This window comes from Rathayibacter sp. SW19, assembly GCF_030866825.1.
GTDB classification, from domain to species: domain Bacteria; phylum Actinomycetota; class Actinomycetes; order Actinomycetales; family Microbacteriaceae; genus Rathayibacter_A; species Rathayibacter_A soli.
The window spans coordinates 2,442,461-2,467,138 of record NZ_CP133020.1; the positions used below are offsets into that span (position 1 = coordinate 2,442,461).

A 24,678-nucleotide genomic window follows, 5' to 3' on the forward strand; every position below is an offset into this window, starting at 1 on the left:
TGGATAGCACACGATCACCCGCGGGAGCCGAGCCTGCCGGCGATCGCCGATCGTGCTGCTTTCGCATACTCGTCCACAGTGCGAATCGGGTCAGAGCGTTGCGCGGCGGCAACGTCCCAACGGGCTGCATCGCCGCGGCGGTCAAGCGCAGCGCGCAGCAGCTCATCAGCGAGCGACGGGTTCATCGGCAGGATCGGCCCGTGTAGCTGGGTGCCGATCGCAGCGCCGCAGCGAATGCCTTCCACACGTTCTTCCCGCGCTGCGTGCGGAGTGTTTCCGCCACCGACGATGACCTGACCGAGCGGCGACGACCCAGCTTCGAGTGTTGTGAGCGCGCCATGGTTTTCGAATCCGGCCAGCACCGTGTCGCCTCGTCGCAGCAGGATCTCGCCCACGGTCCGCTGTGATGAGAGCACCGCCGCCGATGCGAACACACCCGCCCCGGGCATCCGTTCACCGACCTGCGTGGTCAGCTCCCGCCCCAGCAGTTGCCAACCACCCGCGATCGCTAGAAGCGGCACGCCAGAGTCGACGGCCGAGCGCAGCGCAGCAGAAAGCCGTAGCACGTCCGCGTGAACAAGGCGTTGACTCGACAAGGGGCCGCTGCCGATGTGAATCAGGTCAATCTGATCCGGCAGCTCAGCGCCGACCTGATGGTTGTGTACGTCGACCGTGATGCCGCGCCACCGTGCGCGGGTGACCAACGCCGTCACATTGCCGACGTCGCCGTTGATTCCGAGCTCGTTCGGGTAGAGGTTGACGATATTCAGCGTTGCGTGCCGACCTTCCATCACTGCCCACCCTCGAGATCCAGAAACCCGAGTTGTTTGCGGATGAACATCATCTGCTCATAGTTGACGATCATCGTCTTGATGCCGGATGCGGGGCGGGGAAGCGCCAGGAACGCGGCAAGGGCATCCTTGAGCTCGGGAAGCACGACACCGATCGGGATTTGCGCGTAGCCGAGTCGTGTTGCCAGCTGCCACGCCTTAGTGCCGCTGATCACGTCGACCTGGTTCAACACGCCGAAGTCGATGTCGTATATCCAGGAGGGGTCGGGCGTGCCCTCATCGACGGCCATCAGCACCTGAGGGGGTGCGGCGGTCAGCGAATCCAGATTGAGCTGAAGGCTCGGCGGATTCTTCATCATGATGATCTCGATATCCTCACCGTGCACAGTGAGGGTCTCGCCGCGGCCGTAAACCGTGCGCAAGCCGGTCATCGCGCGCGCCGCTGCCGTGGGAGAGAAGCGGTCACCGAGCAATTCGAGGGCCGTGGTAAGCGCGGCGGCCGCGTCAACGGCATAGTGCAGGCCACGGGCTGGAAGCGCGAGCACCACCGGCGCACCGTCGATGGTGACGGTCGCCTCGCGATCGTCGACACCCGTCACGCGCACCCGGGCATCCGGAAGCACAATAGGTGCGGCCGATGGCGCAACATCCGCCACGGTCGCCAGCCCGTGCGGCGATTGCTCGATCAGTTCGGGCGCGACAGCGAACGACGCCGTCCTGGCTCCGGCCGCGTGTCGCTCCGCGCCGATCCGTCGAAGGTTGTCGTCGTCGTGGTTGACAACCAGCAGCCGCTCAGCGGAGCCGGCCACGGTACGCAACATGTCGACAACTCGAGAGGGCTCGAAGAACCGATTGAGTTGGTCGATCTGCACGTTCAGCAGCAGAACGACGTTCGGCTTCAGTCGTTCCGCCAGTGCGACTCCGTACGCTTCGTCGACTTCGATCACGCCGACGTCGCCGCGCACATACCCGTCCAGTGGCACGGACGCGAGCATGGCCGACGCGATCCCCTGCGGAAGATTGCCGCCCGACGGATTGGTGAACACGGTCAGCCCGTTCTCCCGAAGCATTCCGGTGAGCATGTTCGTGGTCGTCGACTTGCCGTTCGATCCGGAGACGAAAACCAGCCCGAGCGGCAGTCTGCTGACGGCGCGTTCGAGGAAACGCGGTGCGATCGCGAGGACGATACGGCCTGGAACGGCGGACCCGCCGCCGCGCAACCGGAGCGCCCAGCGCGCCGCGCGGCCCAGCAGGACCGCGAAGCGATAGCGCACCGGCCTACTCGAGGTAGTCGCGCAGCGACTGCGAACGGGACGGGTGGCGCAGCTTTGCCATCGTCTTCGACTCGATCTGGCGGATGCGTTCGCGTGTCACTCCGAACGTGTCACCGATCTGGTCCAGCGTCTTCGGCATGCCATCACCGAGACCGAAACGCATGCGAATTACGCCTGCTTCACGTTCGGACAGCGAGTCGAGCAGGCTTTCCAGTTGCTTCTGCAGCATTGTGAAGCCGACCGCGTCTGCCGGAACGACTGCTTCGGTGTCTTCGATCAGATCGCCGAATTCACTGTCGCCGTCTTCGCCGAGCGGGGTGTGCAGAGAGATCGGCTCCCGGCCGTACTTCTGAACCTCGACGACCTTCTCAGGGGTCATGTCGAGTTCGCGGCTGAGCTCCTCCGGAGTGGGTTCGCGGCCGAGATCCTGGAGCATTTGCCGCTGGACGCGGGCAAGTTTGTTGATGACCTCGACCATGTGCACGGGAATACGGATGGTGCGGGCCTGGTCGGCCATGGCGCGCGTGATCGCCTGGCGAATCCACCAGGTCGCATACGTCGAGAACTTGAAGCCCTTCGTGTAGTCGAACTTTTCCACAGCGCGGATCAAACCGAGGTTGCCCTCCTGGATCAAATCCAAGAACTGCATGCCACGACCCGTGTACCGCTTGGCCAGCGACACGACGAGGCGCAGGTTCGCACCGAGCAGGTGGCTCTTGGCGCGTTGCCCGTCGCGGGCGACCCAGCGCAGCTCGCGCTCGAGTTCCTTGGAGAGCCCCTGGCTGTTGGCGAGCTTGTCCTCCGCGAACAGGCCGGCCTCAATCCTCATTGCCAACTCGACCTCTTCGGCCGCGTTCAGCAGAGCGACCTTGCCGATCTGCTTCAAGTAGTCCTTGACCGGGTCGGCTGTCGCACCGGTGATCGTGGCAGAGTAAACCGGAACGTCATCGTCCTCGTCGACGGCGCGCAGAACAAGCGCTCCGGTCGGAAGCGCGACTGCCTCGTCCGCAGTGTCAGTGTCGTCAGCAGCCGTTGCCTCGTCCGTCTCTGGCTCGTGAGCCTGCTCGTCATCGAGCACGCCTTCGGCGGTAGCCTTGGCGCTGGCGCGCCGCTTCGTGGCAGGAGTGGCCGTCTTCGTCGCTGGGGTCTTGGTCGCTGCAGTCTTGGTGGCTGCAGTCTTGGTGGCTGCCGTCTTGGTGGCCGGGGTCTTCGTCGCGGAGGTCTTGGTCGCTGCCGTCTTGGCGGGCGCTGTCGTGGCGGGCGCTGTCTTGGTGGGCGCTGTCGTGGGGGCGTCAGCCTTCACCGGCGCAACCGTCTTGGTCGCGGCGGCCTTGGTTGTTGCACGATTCGCGGGAGCCTTGGTGGTTTGGGTTGCCATGGATACACCTTTCACACCGCGCGCCCGTGGTGCAGGCGGCATCACTCGCGGCTCAGGTTGTGTTGTGGACATGCTTGCGTTGCGGACATGCTGTGTTGTGGACATGCAATTTTGTGGACGTCCTGTGTTGTGGACGTGCCGTGTTTTCGACATTATGAGGACCCATGTCAAGTCCTGGTGTTGTGCTCACTGGAAAGATTCCATTGGGCGACCGGGAATGAACGGGTCCAAGAAACAATTATTGCATGCTTTCGGCTAGCTGAGCGCCAACGGCCCCTACCGCCGACGCCGCCATGCCTCGTTGATTGCAACCCACAATGGACCCACTTCTATTCCCTCGTCTTCGGTCAGCTTGCGACGAGTCCTGCGACGTGCCGAGAGCAGGAAGCCCACGCCGATTCCGATGACCAGATATTGCACCGCGAAAGCCCACCGAAAGGATCCGAGCGTGTACAGCGTCGCGGCATCCGAACCCGGTTGACCGGCGTTGTGGTTGAGCAAGTCGAGCACGACGCCGATCAAGAACACCATCACGAAGCTGGCCAGGAAGCCACCCACGTTCACGATTCCATTGGCAGAGCCGAGATTGTGCAGCGGGTTGGAGGTGCGAGCGAAATCGAAGCCGATCAACGAACCGGGGCCGCCAGCCCCGACGACCACCAAAAGCGCAATGACGAGCCAGAGCGGCGGTGTTCCCGGCCAGAGCAAGACGACAGTCCAGGCGAGTGCCATCGCGGCGATGATGCCGAGCACAATGTTGCTGCGACGCAGCGGATGCCTCGCGGTCAAGATTCCGAGGAGCGGCCCGAAGACCATGCCTGCGACGACGATCACGATCAGCAGGGCTGAGGCGAGCTCCGCGCTGTAGCCAAGTGCGAAGACCATGAACGGATAGCCCCACATCAAACTGAAAACCGCGCCGGACGATTGCGTGGTGAAGTGCGACCAGAAGCCGAGTTGGGTGCCGGGCCGGCGCAGACTGATCCCAAGTTGATGCATCGACTGGCGCCACGAAGCAGGTCGCGGACCCTCGGTCGAATCCTTCGGACGGTCGGCGATGAATGCGAGGATGCCGAGCCCGGCCAGCACGGATAATGAGGCTGCGCTGAGAAAAGCGGTCGTCCATCCGGATTGATGCAGGATGATCGCGAACGGCACCGCAGACAGCACCTGGCCGAGCTGACCAATATTGCCGACCCACTGCGACAATTGCGGCACGATCCTGCCGCGAAACCATGAACTGACCAAGCGGATGAGCGAGATGAATATTGTCGCGTCGCCGGCGCCGACCAGGATCCGCCCGATCACCGCAATACCGATCGTCGGCGCAAGTGCGACGGTGACCTGCCCGACGACCATCAACAGCGTGCCGGATGCCATCAACCAGCGAGAGCCCACGCGGTCGATCAGAACTCCGACGGGCACCTGCATGGCCGCATAGACGACAAGCTGCACGACGGCAAGTGTTGACAACACCGCAGCGCTCGTGTGGAACCGATCGGTCGCGGCCACCCCGGCGACGCCGATCGACGTGCGCTGCATCACGGCAGCCAGGTAGGCGAATACGCCGACGCCGAATACGATCCAGGCGCGACGGCTATTCACAGCGCAAGGCTACCGGGCGCACACAGCCAACGGGCCTGTGACGGACCGCGCAGCGTCAACGATCGATGTGCGGCTCGTCGTCGCCGTGACGACGGAATGCAAGGAAGTTCTCCAGCTCCGCGGCGATCTCGTCTGCGGACGGCAGCACGCCATCCTCGTGCATCAGCGGTGAACGAAGCGGGCTGTCTTGCATGTAAGCGTCATGACGCTCCTCGAGCGCACCGACGAGGCGCCCGAGTTCAGCGTTACCGGCAACCTGTTCGTCGATATTCGCCACGAAATCGCGATCCTCCTGCCGCAGCCGATCCGTCGGGAAGATCAATCCCGTGGCTGCGCTGATGCTTTCCAGAGCGGTGATCGCCGCGGCCGGATACTCCGTGTCTGCAAGGTAGTGCGGTATCAGAAGTACGAACCCAACCGTCGGGTGTCCGCTTGATTGAAGACGATATTCGATCAGGTGCATCGCCGTCGCCGGAGCCTGCGTGTTCGGACGCCACACGGACAGCGCTTCGATCAGCTCGGTGCGGGTGCCGCTGACTGTCACCTTGATCGGCCGCGTGTGAGGCACCGGCATTGGAATGGAGTGCACCCAAGTGGTGCTGGCCACCTGCAACTGGTCGATGATCCCCAGAACGGCTGCGCTGAATTGCTCCCAGCGAAAATCAGGCTCATAACCGGTCAGCAGCAGAAACGGCTGGTGCATTTCGTCGTATGCCAAGTACAACTTCAGCGCTGCGGGCTGATAGTCCGAGAGATGGTCTTGATCGAACGAGATTGTGGGGCGACGTGCCCGGTAGTCGAGAAGGAGGTCATTGTCGAACTCGGCGACGTCGACATGCTCGAGCGCGCCCAGCAAGTAGCTGCCGAGTTGCGTGACGGCTCCGCCTGCGTCGGCGAATCCGGTCAACCCGGCAACGAGATGCAGCCCCCGCGGCACAGCGCTCAGCGCTGCGTCCCACTGATACAACTCGCCCGGATCCTTCATAGTTCAACTGTAATCGCGACGCCTGTGGGAACCGGCAGTCCGGGCACGCCATGAGCGAACATGAGCCACGGACCACCGTCGCGCGCCGTCGGCAGGGCGAGCGGAATTCACTTCAGTAGTAAGGTCGATACGGCAGGAAAAGCCTGCCGGATTGCGGCAGCCCGAGCCAACCAGCCTGGGTTGGTCCGCGTCGCACAACATCAATGCGCGAGGAGTAGCTGGGTGTCTGAGCAGAACTTTGACATTGTGGTGCTCGGCGGTGGAAGTGGGGGCTACGCGGCGGCATTGCGCGCCAGCGAACTCGGCTTCTCCGTGGGCCTGATCGAAAAAGACAAGGTCGGTGGAACCTGTTTGCATCGCGGTTGCATCCCGACGAAGGCGCTGCTTCATGCAGCCGAGGTCGCCGACGTCTCGCGTGACTCTGCGAAGTACGGGGTCACCAGTACCTTCGAAGGCATCGACGTTGCCGGGGTCACCTCGTATCGTGAAGGCATTGTCGCCAAGAAATACAAGGGTCTGCAGGGTCTCATCAAGGGTCGCAAGATCGTCACAATCGAGGGCGAAGGCCGCCTGACCTCGCCGACGACGGTTCAGGTCGGCGATGACGTCATTACCGGCAAGCACGTCGTGCTCGCGACTGGTTCGTACTCACGCTCACTCCCCGGACTCGAAATCGGCGGACGCGTCATTACGAGCGAACAGGCACTCGAACTGGATTTTGTGCCGAAAAAGGTCGCGGTGCTCGGCGGCGGCGTGATCGGCGTCGAATTCGCCAGCGTGTGGAAGTCATTCGGTGCCGAGGTGGTCATCATTGAGGCGCTGCCGCACCTGGTGCCGAATGAGGATGAGTCGATCAGCAAATCGCTGGAGCGCGCCTTCCGTCGCCGCAACATCGACTTCCGGCTCGGCGTGCGTTTCGCCGGCGTCACGCAGAACGACGAGGGCGTCGTCGTCACGCTTGAGAACGGTGACACCGTGGATGCGGAGTTGTTGCTGGTAGCCGTCGGCCGCGGCCCGTCTACTGCCGGGCTGGGCTATGAAGAAGTCGGAATCACGATGGATCGTGGATTCGTCATCACCGACGAGCGACTTGCCACGAACATTCCGGGAGTGTACGCGGTCGGAGACATCGTCCCCGGGTTGCAGCTGGCACATCGCGGATTCCAGCAAGGCATCTTCGTCGCGGAAGAGATCGCAGGGCTGAACCCGATCGTGATCGAAGACGTCAACATTCCCAAGGTCACGTATTGCGATCCGGAAGTCGCGTCGATCGGGCTTTCCGAGCAAAAGGCGGCCGAGCAGTACGGTGCGGACAAGATCACCAGCTACGACTACAGCCTGGCCGGAAACGGCAAGAGCGAGATCATCGGCACAAGCGGAACCGTCAAGGTCGTACGAGTCAACGATGGGCCTGTCGTTGGTGTGCACATGATCGGCGGTCGCGTGGGCGAGCTGATCGGAGAGGCGCAGTTGGTCGTGAACTGGGAGGCGTATCCAGAGGACATCGCACCCCTCGTCCACGCGCACCCGACACAGGGTGAAGCGCTCGGTGAAGCCTTCCTTTATCTTGCGGGCAAGCCGCTGCACACGCTGTAGTCACACGGGCTACTACCCGGCAACTGCAATAAGCTACTCACCAAGCATTCAGGTTTCGAAGGAGACAGGGTCATGAGCGAATCCGTCAGCCTCCCAGCACTCGGCGAGAGTGTCACGGAAGGCACGGTCACCCGCTGGTTGAAGAACGTTGGCGACCACGTGGAGGTGGATGAGCCGCTCCTCGAGGTGTCGACAGACAAGGTCGACACCGAGATCCCCTCGCCGGTCTCCGGTGTAATCGAAGCGATCCTTGTGCAGGAGGATGAGACCGTCGAGGTCGGAACCGCTCTCGTCACGATCGGAACCGGTGCGGCAGCTGCAGGAGAACCTGCTGCCGCGGTACCTGGCGCCGAAGCGCCCGCGTTTGAAGCGCCTGTTTCTGAAGCGCCTGTTTCTGGAGAGCCCGTTTCTGGCGAGCCCCTCGTCGTGCCGGCGCCCGTCTTTGCAGCACCTGCGCCAGCCACGCCGGCGATGTTCCAGGAACCAGCGGTTGCGCCGCAGCCGGTTGCTGACGCGGTTCTGGCATCGCAGCCCGGCCCGGCTGAAACGTTGTCAACTCCGCCCGCCGCTGCTCCGCCCGCCGCTGCTGCGGCAGAGGCTCCTCTTGCAGAAGCTGCTCCGCAAACAGCCCCGGCTAGCAGTGGACCGTCTCATGCTGCCTCCGGATACGTGACGCCGATCGTGCGCAAGCTGGCCAACGCGCAGGGCGTCGACCTGTCGACCGTCACCGGGACAGGCGTTGGTGGGCGCATCCGCAAGCAGGACATCGTCAACACGGCGACCGCCGTCGCGACACCTGCGCAGGCTCCTGCGGCCCAGCCTGTCGTTGTCACGGTTTCTCCGCTGCGCGGGACGACGCAACCGATGTCGCGACTGCGCAAGGTCGTTGCGGAGCGCGCTGTCATCTCCATGCAGAGTTCGGCACAGTTGACTTCGCTGGTCGAGGTAGATGTCACCGCCGTCGCTGCGCTTCGAGATCGCGTCAAAGCCGCGTTTCTCGAAAAGACCGGCACGAAACTCTCGTTCTTGCCGTTCTTCGCCCTCGCCGCAGCCGAAGCGCTGCGCAGCTACCCGGTGATCAATGCCACGATCGAAGGCGACACGATCGTCTACCCGGATCACGAGAACATCTCGATCGCAGTCGACACCGATCGCGGGTTGCTCACGCCTGTCGTTCGTGATGCCGGCGACCTGAACATCTCGGGCCTGGCACGACAGATCGCTGACCTGGCCGCTCGAACGCGCGACAACAGACTGAAGCCAGACGAGTTGGCCGGCGGCACGTTCACGCTGACGAACACGGGCTCACGCGGCGCATTGTTCGACACTCCCCTGGTATTCCTTCCGCAGGTGGCAATCCTCGGCACCGGTATCGTCACCAAACGGCCAACCGTCGTTTCCGCCAACGGCACCGACGCCATCGCGATCCGGTCAAGTGTGTACCTCGCGCTGTCATACGATCACCGGATCGTTGACGGTGCGGATGCTGCCCGCTTCCTTGTCGCGGTCAAGAACCGGCTCGAGGCGGGTGCCTTCGAAGCGGATCTCGGAATCTGAGTCAGTTCTCGAAGATCTGACGCAGACGCCATCCGGCCTCGCCCTTGATTACAAGTGCCGAGGCCGGTTTGCCCCCTGCGGCGCTCCCAGCGTCGTCGTCGGTTTTGGTGCCGCCCGCTTTGGTGTCACCGGCTGGCGCAGTACTGCTTTGCGGGCGCGGCGGGGTCAATTCCACAAGAGCCGAGTCGCCTGTTCGTTGAATCAGCGACACAGTGAAGCGGTCATACCCGACCGTAGGTTCGGCCTTGGCACCCGCCACCTGTTGCAGGAGCGCCCGGTCAGCAGCCAATTGTGCGGAGTCCGCCTGGTCGACGGTGTTCAAACACGGTACCGATGCGATCGCCAGGCATCGTGCTCGCTCCACCAGCAAAACCGTCGTCGCAGCGACAGGGTCCCCTGCGTGGGGCGGCGCCTGAGTCTCTTCGGCGGGGTACTCGACGCGCTGCGTCGACGAGGTGGCGGGCGAAGAGGTGCCCGTCGAGGATGTGGTCGCCGCGCTCGCGCCCGGCGGAACCGCACCTGACGGAACCGCACCTGACGGAACCGCGCCAGACGGAACCGCTGCCAAACCGGCAATCGCGACGACACCGGCGACCGTGCCGGCAACGATCAGTTGTTTCTTGCGCGCACGAAGGAATGGACTGAGGCGTCGGATCGCTGTGCGAAGGGGTCCGGCATCCCACACGGCTTCCGCCCATGCCGCGAAGCCTTCAGCAGTCACGCCTCGTGAGGGTGCCCGTCGGCGCCGCGCGTGCTTCTCCTCCGCAAGCTGAGGAGAACCCGCGCTTTCGGGCTGAGCTGCGGCCGAATGTTGCCGAAGACTCTGTGACCGTAGCCCAACCTGACGCGCGCCCGCGAGTGCATTGCCCCCGCGATCGAGCCGGACGGGCGCTGGTTGGTCCAATGCGAACAGCGCAGATTCTGCCCTGTCGACAGCCTCGGTGCTGCCCGCCGATGCGAGTTGATCGAGCACCCGGTCGATGTGCGCAAGTTCGTCCGTTCGCCCCTCAGTTTCGACTCGTTCGAGCACAGCCTTCGTCACGGTGCGATAGCGGTCCCAATCTGCTCCGACTTCTGCTCGGCACTCCCCCGGCCCCTCGAGCTCCACCGCATGGCCCAGCCCGATGAGTACCGGGCGCCCTGCGCGATCGAAGAGTATGGTACTCAGACTCACAGCACCGTGCGCGAATCCGGCATCATGCAGCGCTCGGATGCCGCGCAGCACCGACACCAGGATCGTGACGGCTTCGCCTGCACGGATGCGCTCGCGCGCACGCAACAGGGCGACCAGGGTGCCACCATCCAGTCGTTCCAAAACGATGCAGCGCGGCTGGTCCACCCCGAAGCTGGCGTCGAGCAACTTCACAACGTGCAACGATTGGGCCGCTTCGCAGGCTGCGACCTCCGTTGCGACACTCACATCGGATACGTGCGGCTCGAAGGCCTTGATCGCCACCGACGTCTGCGCCTCGTCTGCATGTGCGAGGAGTACCTGCGCTCGCGAGCCAATTCCGATTGTGCGGATCACTCGATAGCCGTCAATACCGCTCGGCTCTGGTTCCGGCCGCGCCTCTCGGACGGGCACCGGCGCGGCATCCGATTTCGCTCGTGCGGCAGAAGATCGTCGCTTCATGCGCCAATCGTGCCTGAACTCGCATCGCCACAAACGGCCCGCGGCCGAATCAGTGGACTGGCTGCAAAACTGCGCGTGGTGAGGGCCGAGAACAACAGTGACATCCCGTAGCACGCGCGGCGGCGCTGACGCACCCGAGATCAACCCGGGGGTCTCCTGGCCCGGCCTTTTCGCATGATCGAACGCTCGCGAGCCGGTATCCTTGGGAGCATGGCACGTAAGGACTCGAAGGCGACAAAAGAACCGGGCCGCTTGAAGCAGATGTGGCAGGTCTTCCAGATGACCCGCCGCTATGACTCGCGCGCGCTTGGGTACATCATCGGGGCCGTCGCGCTGCCGATCGTGATCTCGGTCGTTGTTGCGTTGCTGTTCTCGGCGGGCAGCACATTCACGATGGTGCTGTGGATTATCTCCGGAGTTCTCGCGGGGGTGCTTCTCGGCATGATCGTGTTGGGCCGTCGTGCCGAACGAGCGGCATATTCGCAGATCGAGGGCCAGCCCGGCGCCGTCGGGGCCGTACTGCGAAGCTCACTGAAGCGTGGCTGGCGTGGCAGTGAGATGCCCGTCGCTGTCAACGGCAAGACACATGATGCGGTCTACCGGGCGATCGGCCGTGGCGGGGTCGTATTGATCAGCGAGGGCCCCAAGTCACGCACGGTCAGGATGCTCGACGAAGAGCGTCGCACCGTTGCGAAGGTTTTGCCCAACGTTCCGATCACGTCTCTGAGCGTCGGTCCTGACAAAGACTCATTACCGCTGCACAAGGTGTCGCGTTCGCTCGCCAAGATCAAGCCGAAGCTCACCAAGCAGGAAGTGCTGGCGATCGATAACCGCCTCACCTCGCTTGGTGGCGCGCGGATGCCGATTCCAAAGGGTGTCGACCCGCTCAAGGTTCGGCCGCAGCGCGCACGCTGAGCGTTTGCGCCCAGCCAGCCGTCACCCGCTGGTCGTCATCCGCCGGTCGTCATCCGCGGGCCGTCATCCGCGGATGAGCACGGTTCCCGCGACTTTGTCGTGGAAGCCGCGCTGATCCGAATCCCAGATCACTGCCGGGATCACGACGGCCAACAGCACGCTGCGAACAATCGGCCGCCAAGGGCCGACCCATCCTCCGGCAATGGGCACGACCCGCAGGCCGAGAAGCCGGTGGCCGATGCTGCCCCCGATCGTGGGAATGAACACGATTTGCAGCACCACGAATACGATCATCGTGGCGAATCCGTCGTAGTGGAAGAACGCGACCGAGAACACGACCGCGATTGCCCAGTCGATGGCGATCCCGGCGAACCGTCGCCCGGCCCTGGCGACAGAGTGCGATCCAGACTCCGGTAGTCCGAGACGTTCGCCGGGAAATCGACTGGGAGCGCGTTGCCCGACGGGGGCCGGATTCGCGTCGGAGGAAGCCATACCTCGAGTGTAGGCCGACGACCCGTGCGTAACATGCTCGAAACATTCGCGATACCGCAGAGAAACTCCGCGGGGCTAGCCTCACAGGCGTATTGCGAACGCAATTCTTCCCAGCGGCGAAACTTTTGGAGTCATACCCAATGTTCAGCGACTCATCCGAGGTGCTCACTTTCATCAAGGAAACGGACGTCAAGTTCCTCGACATCCGATTCACCGATCTCCCGGGTGTGCAGCAACACTTCAACATTCCGGCATCGACCGTCGACGAGGAGTTCTTTTCGGTTGGCCAGCTGTTCGACGGATCGTCGATCCGCGGTTTCGCGTCGATCCACGAGTCGGACATGCAGCTGATTCCGGATGTCTCCACCGCCTACGTCGACCCATTCCGTGCCGAGCGGACACTGGTGATGATCTTCGACATCTACAATCCACGCAACGGCGAGATCTACTCGAAGGACCCGCGCCAGGTCGCGAAGAAGGCGGAGCGCTATCTCGCCTCGACCGGAATCGCAGACACGGCATTCTTCGCGCCTGAAGCCGAGTTCTATGTCTTCGACGACGTGCGCTACGAAGTCACCCAGAACTCCAGCTTTTACCGTGTCGATTCTGAGGAGGGCGCCTGGAACACCGGCCGCGCAGAAGAAGGCGGCAACCTCGCCAACAAGACACCGTTCAAAGGCGGCTACTTCCCGGTCAGCCCGGTGGACAAGCAGGCAGACCTCCGTGATGACATCAGCCTGAAGCTGATCGACGCCGGGCTGATCCTCGAGCGTGCCCACCACGAGGTCGGCTCGGGCGGTCAGGCCGAGATCAACTATCGTTTCGACACGATGGTGGCCGCGGCAGACGACATCCTGAAGTTCAAATACATCGTCAAGAACACGGCGAACGAATGGGGCAAGACGGCCACGTTCATGCCGAAGCCCCTTTTCGGCGACAACGGCTCAGGCATGCACACCCATCAGTCACTGTGGAGCGAAGGCAAGCCGCTGTTCTACGACGAGTCCGGCTACGGCGGCCTGTCCGACCTTGCCCGTTGGTACATCGGCGGGCTGCTGAAGCACGCTCCCGCGGTGCTGGCATTCACAAACCCGAGCGTCAACTCGTTCCACCGCCTCGTTCCCGGATTCGAGGCGCCGGTCAACTTGGTGTACTCGGCGGGCAACCGCTCCGCGTGCATCCGAATTCCGATCACCGGAACGAATCCGAAGGCCAAACGCATCGAATTCCGCGTCCCGGATGCCTCCGGTAACCCGTATCTCGCCTTCGCCGCCCAGCTGATGGCAGGTATCGACGGCATCAGGAACCGCATTGAGCCGCACGAACCCGTCGATAAAGACCTCTACGAGTTGCCCCCAGAAGAGGCAAAGAACATTCCGCAGCTGCCCGGTTCTCTTGGCGAAGCTCTCGACGCGCTCGAGGCAGATCACGACTTCCTGACCGCAGGCAACGTGTTCACACCCGAACTGATCGAAACGTGGATCGATTACAAGCGCGAGAAGGAAATCAAGCCGCTGGCGCAGCGGCCGCATCCCTTTGAATACGAGCTCTACTTCAGCGTCTGATTGCTGCCCGAGGGCTCCCTGCCCGTGGGCTCCTTGCTCGCGCAGGGGGCCCACCGCCCTCAGGCGGTCGTCGGATCGGCGGATTGGTCGGGCCCGTAGAACGTGCGCTCGAACACGGCGCGCGAGCGCCTGGTGACCGCAAGATAGTCTTCCTCGAGCTGCGTGGCCGAACCCGGCGGATACGCCAGAAGGCGGGCTACACCGTTCAGCTGAAGCCGGTCGACCGGCAACAGGTCCGAGGTCTTGTTCGTCCACAGGGTCATAGCCGAACGGGCGCGTGATGCGAAAAGCCACGCATCGCGTAGGAGCTGTGCATCCCCCGCTCCGACCAAACCTGCGTCCACAGCCGCGTCGAGAGCGTCAAGTGTCGAGGGCGTTCTCAACGGCCGGATCGCCGCTGCGTGTCGCAGCTGAATGAGCTGAACGAACCACTCGACATCACTGAGTGATCCGCGACCGAGTTTCAGATGGCGTGCCGGGTCTGCGCCCTGCGGGAGTCTTTCGTTTTCAACGCGAGCCTTGATCCGCTTGATCTCACGCACAGACTGGTCGGCAACCGACGACGGATAGCGGATCTCGTCGGCGAGTAATTCAAAATCAGCCAACAAGTTCGCATCGCCGGTGATGCCGCGTGCGCGTAGCAACGCCTGCGCTTCCCAGGTGAGCGACCAACGCTGGTAGTACGCCCGATATGACATCAGCGAACGCACCGGCGTGCCGTTCTTTCCCTCTGGACGCAACCCGATATCGAGGTCTAGCGGCAGAGCATCATCCTCGGTGAGCCGATTCAACTCCGAAACGATTTTCAGTGCGCGTGTGTGCGCACGATCAGGCTGTCCACCGACGTCGCGGAAGACATACATCACGTCGGCGTCCGATCCGAATCCGACCTCACGCCCACCGAATCGGCCCATGCCGATGATCGCGAACTCGACACCGTCATCGGCCAGGCGGATGGCGCCCAAAACGCCCTCGAGGAGCGTCTCGGTGATGTCGCTGAGTCCTTCCGCCAACTCCCGCACTGTGCTCAGGCCCAGCACGCTCGCGAAAGCCAATCGCAGAACCTCGCGCCTCCGAGCGCCGCGTAGCGCTATCGCTGCCGTGTCCGGGTTCTTGTGGCGCGCCAGGACTGCGAGCATCTCCTCGCGCAGCACTTCCCGTGGTCGCGGACGCAGTTCGTCTTCAGAGTCGAGCCAGGCGACCGCCTCCGGGATGCGCCCGACCAACTCGCCAACGAACTTCGAGCCGGACAGTACACGGGTCAGACGCTCCGCCGCCCCGGATGAATCGCGGAGCATCCGCAGAAACCAGTGCGTGGAGCCGAGGCCCTCACTCAACCGGCGGAACGTCAACAGACCGTAGTCCGGGTCTGCACCATCAGCGAACCACTGCAGCATTACCGGCAAGAGGTGGCGTTGGATCGACGCGCGCCGAGATACGCCGGAGGTCAAGGCCGCAATGTGCGCAAGTGCCCCTCGCGGGTCACGGAATCCGATTGCGGCCAGACGCGCGATCGCTTGATCGCTGCTGAGAGCCCGCTCATCCGTCGGGAGCGCCGCGACGGCAGCCAGCAACGGCCGGTAGAACAGACGCTCGTGCAGGCCGCGCACACGCCGCTTGACTCCGCTCCAACGTTCGATCAGCTCCTCCGCACCGGCCGCGAGCGTCGTGGCTCTGGCCAGCACCCTCAGTTCGTTCTCATCGCGGGGCATCAGGTGTGTGCGACGTAGCGCAGACAGTTGCAGTCTGTGCTCGAGCAGCCTGAGAACACGGTAGTCCTGCGCGAATTCAGCGGCTTCCGGCCGACCGATGTAGCCCTGCGCGGCCAGGGCGGCCAAGGCCGGCAACGTGCCGGCGACGCGGATCGCCGCGTCGTCGACACCGTGCACCAGCTGCAGTAGTTGCACCGTGAACTCGATGTCGCGCAAGCCGCCGGGGCCGAGCTTGAGCTGGCGTTCGACCTCATCGTCCGGGATGTTGTCTGTGACGCGCTCGCGCATTGCCTGCACGGATTCGACGAAGTTCTCTCTCAGTGCGCTGGCCCACACCTGCGGGGCGAGCGCATCGACGTACGCCCGGCCGAGCGCCCGATCGCCCGCAAGCGGCGACGCCTTCAGGAGGGCCTGGAACTCCCACGACTTCGCCCAGCGTTGGTAGTAGGCGAGGTGCGAATCGAGGGTGCGCACCAGGGCGCCGTCTTTGCCTTCCGGTCGCAGGTTGACGTCGACTTCCCATAATTCCGGTTCCCGCGCCGGTGCGTCGATTCCTCGGATGGTCAACACCGCAAGGCGAGTCGCGATGTCGACGGCACGGGTGCTGCTCAACCCGGCGGGCTCGTTCGGCTCTGTCACGAAGATCACGTCGACATCGCTCAGGTAGTTCAGTTCGCGTGCGCCCGATTTACCCATACCGATGATGGCAAGCATTGTGGCCGCAACCTCGTCGGCAGGAAACCGCCCGGGCCCGGTACCGACGGCGGCTCTGCGCGCTATCGACAACGACTCGTCCAGCGCCGCGCCGGCGAGGTCGGCCAGCGCCGCCGCCACAGCGTCGATGCCTGCGATCGGATCGCCCTGTTCGAGGTCGAAACTCGCGACTTGCGCCAGCGTGCGACGGTAGCGCGTGCGCAGCTCACTCCAGGCACCCTCTTCGCTGAGCTCAGCGGCGGAATCGTCTGCAAGCGCTGCACGCATGGCCTGTGCGCTCGGTAATTGCGTCACAGGCGCCTCGAACACATCCAACTGATCCGGCCGCCGCAGGAAGAACTCGCACAAGCCACTCGAAGCGCCAAGCACGCGAAGCAACCGCCCGGCGACACCCGAATCGCCCATGAGCGGGCGCACACGCTCCGGAGCTTGCCTCAACAATTGGAGCAGTCGACTGAGAGCCGCATCCGGGTCGGCACAGCGTGACAACAGCGGCAGTGTGTCGTCGATGGTGACGGAACTCACGCCTTGTAGTTCGTCCAGGCGCGCCCGCGCCTCGCTGAGCTGCACGAAGCCGGCACGCGCGAGCGTCGTCAGCGGCAGTGCGTCACGAACCACGGATCTCCTCTGCGCCGTCCGTCAGAGAATTCTGAGGTTCGAGTTGAGCTCGTATGGGGTGACTTGCGCGCGATAGTGCTGCCACTCCTGCCGCTTGTTGAGCAGGAAGTAGTTGTAGACCTGTTCTCCCAGAGTTTCCGCAACGAGTTCTGACTCTTCCATGCGATGGATCGCGTGGTCAAGGCTTGCCGGCAGCTGGCTGTAGCCGAGGGCGCGCCGCTCGGCATCGCTGAGTGCCCAAACGTTATCCTCTGCCTCTGCCGGGAGCTCGTACTCTTCTTCGATACCCTTCAGCCCTGCGGCCAGCATCAGCGAAAAAGCGAGGTATGGGTTGGCGGCGGAGTCGATGCCGCGATACTCGACCCGCGAACTCTGCCCCTTGCTCGGCTTGTACAAAGGCACACGGACCAGTGCTGAGCGGTTGTTGTGGCCCCAGCAGACAAAACTCGGCGCCTCATCGCCCCCCCAGAGTCGCTTGTAGGAATTGACGAACTGGTTCGTGACAGCGGTGATTTCGGGAGCGTGCTTCAGCAGACCTGCGATGAACTGCCGCCCAGTCTGCGACAACTGATATTGTGCGCCTGCTTCGAAGAAGGCGTTCGTGTCGCCCTCGAACAACGACATGTGGGTGTGCATGCCGCTGCCGGGTTTGCCCGACATCGGCTTGGGCATGAACGTCGCATAGACGCCCTGCTCGATCGCCACCTCCTTGACCACAGTGCGAAAGGTCATGATGTTGTCGGCGGTGGCGAGAGCATCCGCATAGCGCAGGTCGATCTCGTTCTGCCCGGGGCCCGCTTCGTGATGACTGAACTCCACCGAAATGCCGAGGTCTTCGAGCATCCGCACGGAGCGCCGCCGGAAATCATGCGCCGTGCCGCCGGGAACATTGTCGAAGTAGCCTGCCGAATCAACGGGGACGGGCTGACCGTCTTTGCCGAGCTTGGATGACTTCAGCAGATAGAACTCGATCTCCGGATGCGTGTAGCAGGTGAACCCGCGTTCCGCCGCTTTCTCGAGGGTGCGCTTGAGCACATTGCGCGGGTCGGCGACCGCTGGCAGGCCGTCTGGCGTCGTGATGTCGCAGAACATCCGCGCGGTTGGATCGATCTCGCCGCGCCACGGCAGAATCTGGAAGGTCGCAGGGTCTGGATGCGCGAGCAGGTCTGATTCGAACAGACGCGTCAGGCCCTCGATCGCGGAGCCATCGAATCCGAGGCCTTCCGTGAACGCTCCTTCAACTTCGGCGGGGGCGATCGCCACAGACTTGAGCGAACCGACGACGTCTGTGAACCAGAGCCGCACGAATTTGATTCCGCGTTCCTCGATCGTGCGTAGAACGAAGTCGCGTTGCTTGTCCATTCTGCCCCTCTCGTACCACCATCTAGGCTACTGGTTCGTAGGTCTGATTCGCCCACTGGGCGCAGGTGCATCACTAGACTTTGCGGCATGGCAGACCAAAAAGCGGGCGCAGACAACGCAGTGCACGAAGACCGCCCGTACGGCGGCGGACAGGCCGATTTGAAACGGGTTCGTACCCGACATTTTCAGGCGGCGAAGGACTCCGGATTATCGATCACAGGTTTGACCAGCTATGACATGCTCAGTGCGCAGATCTTCGATGCGGCCGGCATCGACTTCCTCCTCGTCGGTGACTCCGCCGGCAACAACGTGCTCGGCTACGACACCACCCTGCCGGTCACCGTCGACGACCTCATCCCGTTGACCCGCGCTGTTGCCGGCGCGGTCAAACGCGCGTTCGTGATCGGGGACATGCCGTTCGGCTCCTACGAAACGGATGTTCAGGACGCTCTTCACACGGCCGTGCGGTTCATGAAGGAGACCGGTGCGCACGCGGTCAAACTCGAGGGCGGCGTGCGCAGCGCCAAACAGATCCGCCGCATCGTGGATGCGGGCATCCCGGTGATGGCGCACATCGGCTACACGCCGCAGTCCGAGCACGGTCTCGGCGGGCACATCATTCAGGGCCGCGGCGCCGGGGCGGAGCAACTGCTCGCCGACGCTCACGCCGTCGAAGATGCCGGCGCATTCGCCGTCGTGCTTGAGATGGTGCCTGCTGAGGCGGCCGAGCGGGTCACGGCCGAGTTGCGCATCCCGACGATCGGGGTCGGCGCAGGACCGCATGTGACCGGGCAGTTGCTGGTCTGGACCGACTGGGCGGGCTTCACCACTGGCCGCATCCCGAAATTCGTCAAACAGTATGCCGACCTGAAGGGCGTGCTCAGCGAAGCCGCCGTGCGCTACAAGGCCGACGTCGAAGCCGGCGTCTATCCCGGCCCCGAAAACAGTTACTAGCCTTCTGCCCACCCGGTGGTCGAGTAGCGCACGAGCGCAGCGAGTACGCGTATCGAGACCTGACAAGTGTGCCAGCAGGTCCCGATACGCGCGCTCGTTCCTCGCGTGCTACTCGACCAGCGTGGGTGACGCGCGCTCGTTCCTCGCGTGCTACTCGACCAGCGTGAGCGACGCGCGCTCGTTCCTCGCGAGCTACTCGACCAGCGTTGGGTCAGTACATCACACCGGGGTTCAGGATGCCCGCCGGATCAAGCGCGTTCTTGATCGCGCGGTTGAGCGCCATGACGTCGGGGCCGAGCTGATCCGGCAGCCTGTGGCGCTTCGCACGACCGACGCCGTGCTCGCCTGTGATGGTGCCGCCGAGTGCGATCGCCAGGTCCATGATCTCAGTGAAGGCCTGCTGCGCTCTCTCGGCCATGCCCGGCACCGCCGGGTCGAACACGACGTTCGGATGCGTGTTGCCGTCCCCGGCGTGCGCACAAACGGAAACGTCGATCCGATGCTGTTCGCCGATCGCCGCGATTCCCGCGAGTAGTTCAGGCAGAAGCGGGATCTTCACTCCGACATCCCCGTACATAAGCCGCCCGCGAGCCATCAGCGCGGGGAATACCGCCCGCCGGGCCGCCGTGTAGCGTTCCGCGACAACCGGATCGGTTGCCAGTATCGTCTCTCTCGCCCCGTGCTCGACGAACACGGCGAGCATGGCCGCGATCTCAGACTCGCCCAAAGCGCCCGGCGCATCCGACTGCGCGATCAGCATGGCTTCGGCGTCGCGATCCAAGCCGCTCGGCAGATGATCCTCGACCGCGTTGATCGATGCTCGGTCCATCAATTCCATCATCGACGGCCGGAGCGTTCTGCCGATCTCCACAACAGACTCCGCCGCCGCCTCGACGGTGTCGAACGTCGCGATCAGCGTCGTCTTCTCGGACTGTGCCGGGATCAGCCGCAGAATCGCCCGCGTGACAACGCCCAGAGTGCCCTCGCTGCCGACGAACAGTTTCACAAGCGCAAGCCCCGCGACATCCTTGACCTGGGACCCGCCGAGACTGACCTTTGTGCCGTCGGCCAGCACGATGTCCAGACCGAGCACATAGTCGGTCGTGACGCCGTATTTGACACAACACAGCCCACCGGCGTTCGTGGCGATGTTGCCGCCGATAGAGCAGATCTCGAAGGACGACGGGTCGGGTGGGTACCACAGTCCGAATTCGGCAGCCGCCGCTTTGACCTCCGCGTTGAACGCTCCGGGCTCAACGATCGCAATCCGGCTGGCCGGGTCGATCTCGATCGCACGCATCCGCTCGAGGCTGAGCGTCACCGCGCCATCCAGAGCCGACGACCCACCGGACACGCCGCTCCCCGCTCCACGAGGGATGACCGCAACGCCGTTCCCGTGGGCCCAACGCATGACGAGTTGCACCTGATCGGCGTCTTCAGCGCAGACCACGGCCACAGGCGTCCCCGCTGTCTCACTCGTTGCATCGTGGCGGTAGCGAGCCAGCGTTACCGGATCTGTCGAGACAACTCCAGGCGGCAAAACATCAACCAGGGATTCGATCGACGACGTCGTCGTCACGAGATCAGCCTCACTTTAGCGCTCACGATCACTCTCGACGTTCGTAGCTCGATGGCCCAGAACTCAGCGGCCTTCGGCTGCGTCGTCTGCGGCCCACTTCTCACTGTTCGCACGCAGTTTCTCGAGGGCGTGCGAAGCTTCTTCGGCCGTGTCGAACGGCCCGACGCGATCAGGCGCCGGTGACACGAAGCCGCGTTCGACCGCACCGGTCTTCATGTTGTACCAGTACTTGTGCTCGATGTCGTCGTCGATCTGCGCCATAAGCTTGATCCTATGCCAAAGGACTCCGCCGGCCACCTCATTCCCGGACGTATCAGCGCGCGCCGCACCGTGCCGGCCAGCATTGCTCGTCCCGAGTATGTCGGGCATCCCGGGCCGGCTGCGTACACGGGTTCAGACCTGTACTCCGCGGAGGAGATCGCGCTCATCCGCGAGTCCGGCCGGATCGCCGCCCAGGCGATCGCGCTCGTCGGGCAGCAGGTGAAGCCCGGCGTCACCACGGAGGAACTCGACATCATCGGCCACGAATTTATGGTCGCGGAGGGCGCGTACCCATCCACGCTCGACTACCGCGGTTATCCGAAATCACTGTGCAGCTCGGTCAATGAAGTGATCTGCCACGGCATCCCAGACAACACAGTGCTCGAAGACGGCGACATCGTGAATATCGACATCACCGCGTACAAGAACGGGATGCACGGCGACAGCAACCAGACGTTCATCGTCGGGAGCGCATCCGAGGAGGTCACGCTTCTCGTCGAGCGCACGCGAGAAGCATTGAATCGCGGCATCAAGGCGGTCGCCCCGGGGCGGCAAGTCAACGTGATCGGGAGAGCGATCGAGTCGTACGCGAAGCGCTTCGGCTACGGTGTCGTGCGCGACTACACGGGCCACGGCGTCGGTGCGGCGTTTCATTCCGGGTTGATCATTCCGCACTATGACTCGGCCCCCGCCTACGACACCGAGATGCAAGTGGGCATGGTCTTCACAATTGAGCCCATGCTCACGCTCGGCGGTACCGACTGGGACATCTGGGCGGATGACTGGACCGTCACCACCCGAGACAAGAGCATGACGGCACAGTTCGAGCACACCATGGTCGTGACAGAACACGGTGCGCAGGTTCTTACGCTCCCGTGACGCGGCGCTGATACCTGCAAGAGACTGCGAGGCCGCCGCCATCCCGGTAGATTGCTGTCATGAGCTCAACGACGGCAATCGGAATCGACATCGGCGGAACGGGCATCAAGGGGGGTGTTGTCGACCTGGGCACAGGTGAGCTGCTCAGTGAACGCATCAAGCTTCCGACGCCGGCCGGTGGCAGGCCAGACGACATCGTCGAGACGACCAACGAAGTGCTCGCTCAACTCGATGACGTCGCCGACCCCGCTGCTCCGGTCGGCGTGTGTTTTCCTGCGATCATCAGAAACGGTCACACCATGTCGGCCGCGAACGTCTCGAAGAAGTGGATCGGGCTCGATGCGGAGTCACTTTTCGAGAAGAAGCTGAAGCACGACATCCACTTCGTGAACGACGCGGATGCCGCAGGGTACGCGGAGACCGAATTCGGTGCGGCAAAAGGCGTCGCGGGCCTCGTCATCCTCACAACGCTCGGCACCGGCATCGGCAGCGCGTTGATCTACAACGGTGTGCTCGTGCCCAATGCCGAACTCGGGCATCTCGAGGTTGACGGTCACGATGCCGAGAGCAAGGCAGCGTATTCGGCGAAGGAGCGGGAAGGCCTCTCCTGGGAGCAGTGGTCCAAGCGTCTGCAGCGCTACTACGAGACCGTCGAATTCTTGATGTCGCCCGACCTGTTCGTCGTCGGCGGCGGCGTTTCAAAGCACTACCAGGAGTTCTTCCCCCTGCTGAAATTGGACACCAAGATCGTGCCGGCCCAGTACCGCAACAACGCGGGCATTCTCGGGGCGGCGGCGCTTGCAGCGAAAGGGAACCGTTAGCATCCGGGTTCCACCGCGTTAGAGATTCGTTAGGGAGCACCGGCAAGCCCTCCCCCGAACGTTGAATCAGTCTGTGACCTGCCGGTCACTGCCGCGCGCCGGCCAAGGCGCGGGCATCGTGCGAACGAAAGACTCTGACGTTGCTTGATGTGATCTGCGTCGCAGGTATCCTTGCCCTCGCCGCCATTGTCGCCCTGATCGGCAAGGGGGTGGAGAAGCTGTGATCTTCTTCACCATTTTCTCGGCAGCCCTGGCGGTGGGCTCCATCGTCTACCTGGTGTGGGCCTTGCTGAAGCCGGAGAAGTTCTAGATGACGTTCTGGCTCTTCGTGGCAGGCCTTGCCACGCTCGTTCTGCTGCTCGCAGTCTGCTACCGCCCGCTCGGCGACTACATGGCGCGGGTGTATCTGACCCGCAAAGACCTCCGCGTCGAGCGCGCGTTCTACCGCATCATCGGGGTGGACCCCGGTTCTGAGCAGAGTTGGCCGATCTATCTGCGCGGAGTGCTCGCGTTCTCCGTCATCGGAGTGCTTTTCGTCTACGCGATCCAGCGAATGCAGGCGATCCTGCCGTACTCGCTAGGGCTCCCGGCCGTGCCGGAGGGCCTGTCGTTCAACACGGCGATCTCGTTCGTCACGAACACGAACTGGCAGTCGTATTCTCCGGAAGCGACCCTCGGTTACACGGTGCAGTTCGCCGGCCTCGCCGTGCAGAACTTCGCTTCTGCCGCGGTCGGAGCCGTCGTCGCGATCGCCCTCGTGCGCGGCTTCGCAGCGCACCGCACGGGCACGATCGGCAATTTCTGGGTCGACCTGACGCGCACCACGCTGCGCATCCTGCTGCCGCTGTCTGTCATCTTCGCGATCATCCTGATCGCTGGCGGTGTCATTCAGAACCTGAACCCGGTCGATCACATCACCACCCTCACTGGAGCCACGCAGAACCTGTCCGGCGGGCCTGTTGCCTCCCAGGAGGCGATCAAGGAGCTCGGCAACAACGGGGGCGGGTTCTTCAACGCCAACTCGGCGCATCCGTTCGAGAACCCGACCGCATGGACTGACATGCTCGAGATCTTCATGCTCCTGCTCCTGCCGGTCAGCCTCACCCGCACATTCGGGCGGATGGTCGGCGACCTTCGCCAGGGATACGCGATCCTCTCCGCGATGGCTGTCATCTTCATTGCGTCGCTGACCGCTTTGACCCTGTTCGAGCTTCAAGGCGCAGGATCGGCGACTCAGGCAGCCGGCGGCGCGCTCGAAGGCAAAGAACAACGCTTTGGAATCATCGCGTCCTCGCTGTTCGCGACCTCGACGACGCTCACCTCGACCGGGGCTGTCAACTCGATGCACGACAGCTTCACGCCGCTGGGCGGAATGATGCCGATGCTGAACATGATGACGGGTGAGGTGGCCCCGGGCGGAATCGGTGCCGGTTTGTACGGGATGCTCATGATCGCCATGGTTACGGTGTTCCTCGCGGGCCTGATGGTCGGCCGCACCCCGGAGTATCTCGGCAAGAAGATCGGTTCCCGTGAGATCAAGATGGCGAGCCTGTACATCCTCACGACGCCGACGCTCGTGCTCGCAGGAACAGCCTTGAGCTTTGCGCTGCCCGGCGTAGCCCAAAGCATTGAGAAGACGACGATCTTGAACCCCGGTCAACACGGGTTCTCCGAGGTGCTCTACATGTTCACATCGGCCGGGAACAATAACGGATCGGCGTTCGCCGGCGTTACCGCGAACACCCCGTGGCTGAATGCCTCGCTCGGTGCTGTCATGTTCCTGGGCCGCTTCATACCGATCGTCTTCGTGCTTGCACTGGCCGGCTCGCTCGCCGGCCAAGAGATCGTTCCAACGACGGCCGGCACGTTGCAAACGCACAAGCCGCAGTTCGTCGGCCTGCTCGTCGGCACGATCGTGATCGTCACCGCGCTCACCTACTTCCCCGTTCTCGCGCTGGGTCCCCTGGCGGAAGGGCTGCACTAAATC

General features: G+C 63.5%; 20 protein-coding genes. 9 read left to right on the forward strand and 11 right to left on the reverse strand.

The features are described from left to right. Nucleotides 1-14: 14 nt before the first annotated feature. From QU604_RS11295 to QU604_RS11315, 5 genes are all read right to left on the reverse strand, one after another. A complete protein-coding gene (locus QU604_RS11295; RefSeq protein WP_308464735.1) occupies nucleotides 15-791 on the reverse strand; it encodes a type 1 glutamine amidotransferase in 777 nt (258 codons plus the stop codon). After that, the gene (locus QU604_RS11300) at nucleotides 791-2,065 is read right to left on the reverse strand and encodes a MurT ligase domain-containing protein (RefSeq protein ID WP_308464736.1); all 1,275 of its coding nucleotides are present in this window, start codon (nucleotides 2,063-2,065) and stop codon (nucleotides 791-793) included. Before QU604_RS11300 ends, QU604_RS11295 begins: the two co-directional genes overlap by 1 nt. 4 nt (nucleotides 2,066-2,069) lie before the next feature. Next, nucleotides 2,070-3,548: an RNA polymerase sigma factor gene (locus tag QU604_RS11305; RefSeq protein WP_409349960.1), complete on the reverse strand. Its 1,479-nt coding sequence runs from the start codon at nucleotides 3,546-3,548 to the stop codon at nucleotides 2,070-2,072. 171 nt (nucleotides 3,549-3,719) lie between these two features. Further along, a complete protein-coding gene (locus QU604_RS11310) occupies nucleotides 3,720-5,048 on the reverse strand; it encodes an MFS transporter (protein WP_308464737.1) in 1,329 nt (442 codons plus the stop codon). A gap of 55 nt (nucleotides 5,049-5,103) precedes the next feature. Continuing rightward, nucleotides 5,104-6,033: a proteasome assembly chaperone family protein gene (locus tag QU604_RS11315; protein ID WP_308464738.1), complete on the reverse strand. Its 930-nt coding sequence runs from the start codon at nucleotides 6,031-6,033 to the stop codon at nucleotides 5,104-5,106. A 222-nt stretch (nucleotides 6,034-6,255) separates the two neighbouring features. On the opposite strand from QU604_RS11315, the gene lpdA reads away from it, so the two are divergent. Next, nucleotides 6,256-7,629 carry a dihydrolipoyl dehydrogenase gene (gene lpdA, locus QU604_RS11320; protein ID WP_308464739.1) on the forward strand — a complete coding sequence of 458 codons (1,374 nt, stop codon included), beginning with the start codon at nucleotides 6,256-6,258 and terminating at the stop codon, nucleotides 7,627-7,629. A 72-nt stretch (nucleotides 7,630-7,701) separates the two neighbouring features. Continuing rightward, on the forward strand, nucleotides 7,702-9,186 hold the full coding sequence (sucB, locus tag QU604_RS11325; RefSeq protein WP_308464740.1) for a 2-oxoglutarate dehydrogenase, E2 component, dihydrolipoamide succinyltransferase: 1,485 nt from the start codon (nucleotides 7,702-7,704) through the stop codon (nucleotides 9,184-9,186). Between the two features lies 1 nt (nucleotide 9,187). Here the strand turns inward: sucB and QU604_RS11330 are convergent, their stop codons facing one another. After that, nucleotides 9,188-10,819 carry a protein kinase domain-containing protein gene (locus QU604_RS11330; protein ID WP_308464741.1) on the reverse strand — a complete coding sequence of 544 codons (1,632 nt, stop codon included), beginning with the start codon at nucleotides 10,817-10,819 and terminating at the stop codon, nucleotides 9,188-9,190. Nucleotides 10,820-11,029: 210 nt separating this feature from the next. Between QU604_RS11330 and QU604_RS11335 the strand changes: the two genes are divergently transcribed. Then, entirely contained in the window at nucleotides 11,030-11,734 is a 705-nt protein-coding gene (locus QU604_RS11335) for a DUF4191 domain-containing protein (RefSeq protein WP_308464742.1), read from the forward strand. Between the two features lie 63 nt (nucleotides 11,735-11,797). On the opposite strand, the gene QU604_RS11340 is transcribed toward QU604_RS11335, so the two are convergent. Continuing rightward, nucleotides 11,798-12,226, reverse strand: coding sequence for an RDD family protein (locus tag QU604_RS11340; RefSeq protein WP_308464743.1), 429 nt, complete (start codon nucleotides 12,224-12,226; stop codon nucleotides 11,798-11,800). Between the two features lie 140 nt (nucleotides 12,227-12,366). Here QU604_RS11340 and glnA (QU604_RS11345) point away from each other — a divergent pair, with 140 nt between their 5' ends. Beyond that, on the forward strand, nucleotides 12,367-13,791 hold the full coding sequence (glnA, locus tag QU604_RS11345) for a type I glutamate--ammonia ligase (protein WP_308464744.1): 1,425 nt from the start codon (nucleotides 12,367-12,369) through the stop codon (nucleotides 13,789-13,791). 59 nt (nucleotides 13,792-13,850) lie between these two features. Here the strand turns inward: glnA (QU604_RS11345) and QU604_RS11350 are convergent, their stop codons facing one another. Further along, nucleotides 13,851-16,835 carry a bifunctional [glutamine synthetase] adenylyltransferase/[glutamine synthetase]-adenylyl-L-tyrosine phosphorylase gene (locus QU604_RS11350; protein ID WP_308464745.1) on the reverse strand — a complete coding sequence of 995 codons (2,985 nt, stop codon included), beginning with the start codon at nucleotides 16,833-16,835 and terminating at the stop codon, nucleotides 13,851-13,853. Between the two features lie 21 nt (nucleotides 16,836-16,856). Then, complete coding sequence (gene glnA / locus QU604_RS11355) at nucleotides 16,857-18,197, reverse strand: type I glutamate--ammonia ligase (protein WP_308464746.1); 1,341 nt, start codon at nucleotides 18,195-18,197, stop codon at nucleotides 16,857-16,859. Nucleotides 18,198-18,284: 87 nt separating this feature from the next. Between glnA (QU604_RS11355) and panB the strand changes: the two genes are divergently transcribed. Next, entirely contained in the window at nucleotides 18,285-19,151 is an 867-nt protein-coding gene (gene panB, locus QU604_RS11360) for a 3-methyl-2-oxobutanoate hydroxymethyltransferase (protein ID WP_308464747.1), read from the forward strand. A gap of 211 nt (nucleotides 19,152-19,362) precedes the next feature. Here the strand turns inward: panB and QU604_RS11365 are convergent, their stop codons facing one another. Both QU604_RS11365 and QU604_RS11370 read right to left on the reverse strand, forming a co-directional pair. Next, the gene (locus QU604_RS11365; RefSeq protein ID WP_308464748.1) at nucleotides 19,363-20,730 is read right to left on the reverse strand and encodes an FAD-binding oxidoreductase; all 1,368 of its coding nucleotides are present in this window, start codon (nucleotides 20,728-20,730) and stop codon (nucleotides 19,363-19,365) included. A 63-nt stretch (nucleotides 20,731-20,793) separates the two neighbouring features. Next, nucleotides 20,794-20,991, reverse strand: a complete 198-nt coding sequence (locus QU604_RS11370; protein ID WP_308464749.1) for an SPOR domain-containing protein — start codon at nucleotides 20,989-20,991, stop codon at nucleotides 20,794-20,796. A gap of 12 nt (nucleotides 20,992-21,003) precedes the next feature. Here QU604_RS11370 and map point away from each other — a divergent pair, with 12 nt between their 5' ends. The 4 genes from map (at nucleotide 21,004) to kdpA (ending at nucleotide 24,675) form a co-directional block, all read left to right on the forward strand. Beyond that, the gene (gene map / locus QU604_RS11375) at nucleotides 21,004-21,870 is read left to right on the forward strand and encodes a type I methionyl aminopeptidase (protein ID WP_308464750.1); all 867 of its coding nucleotides are present in this window, start codon (nucleotides 21,004-21,006) and stop codon (nucleotides 21,868-21,870) included. A gap of 59 nt (nucleotides 21,871-21,929) precedes the next feature. Beyond that, a complete protein-coding gene (gene ppgK / locus QU604_RS11380; protein WP_308464751.1) occupies nucleotides 21,930-22,691 on the forward strand; it encodes a polyphosphate--glucose phosphotransferase in 762 nt (253 codons plus the stop codon). A 220-nt stretch (nucleotides 22,692-22,911) separates the two neighbouring features. Continuing rightward, nucleotides 22,912-23,001, forward strand: a complete 90-nt coding sequence (kdpF, locus tag QU604_RS11385; protein ID WP_308464752.1) for a K(+)-transporting ATPase subunit F — start codon at nucleotides 22,912-22,914, stop codon at nucleotides 22,999-23,001. Continuing rightward, the gene (gene kdpA / locus QU604_RS11390; RefSeq protein WP_308464753.1) at nucleotides 23,002-24,675 is read left to right on the forward strand and encodes a potassium-transporting ATPase subunit KdpA; all 1,674 of its coding nucleotides are present in this window, start codon (nucleotides 23,002-23,004) and stop codon (nucleotides 24,673-24,675) included. The last annotated feature ends 3 nt before the right edge of the window (nucleotides 24,676-24,678 follow it).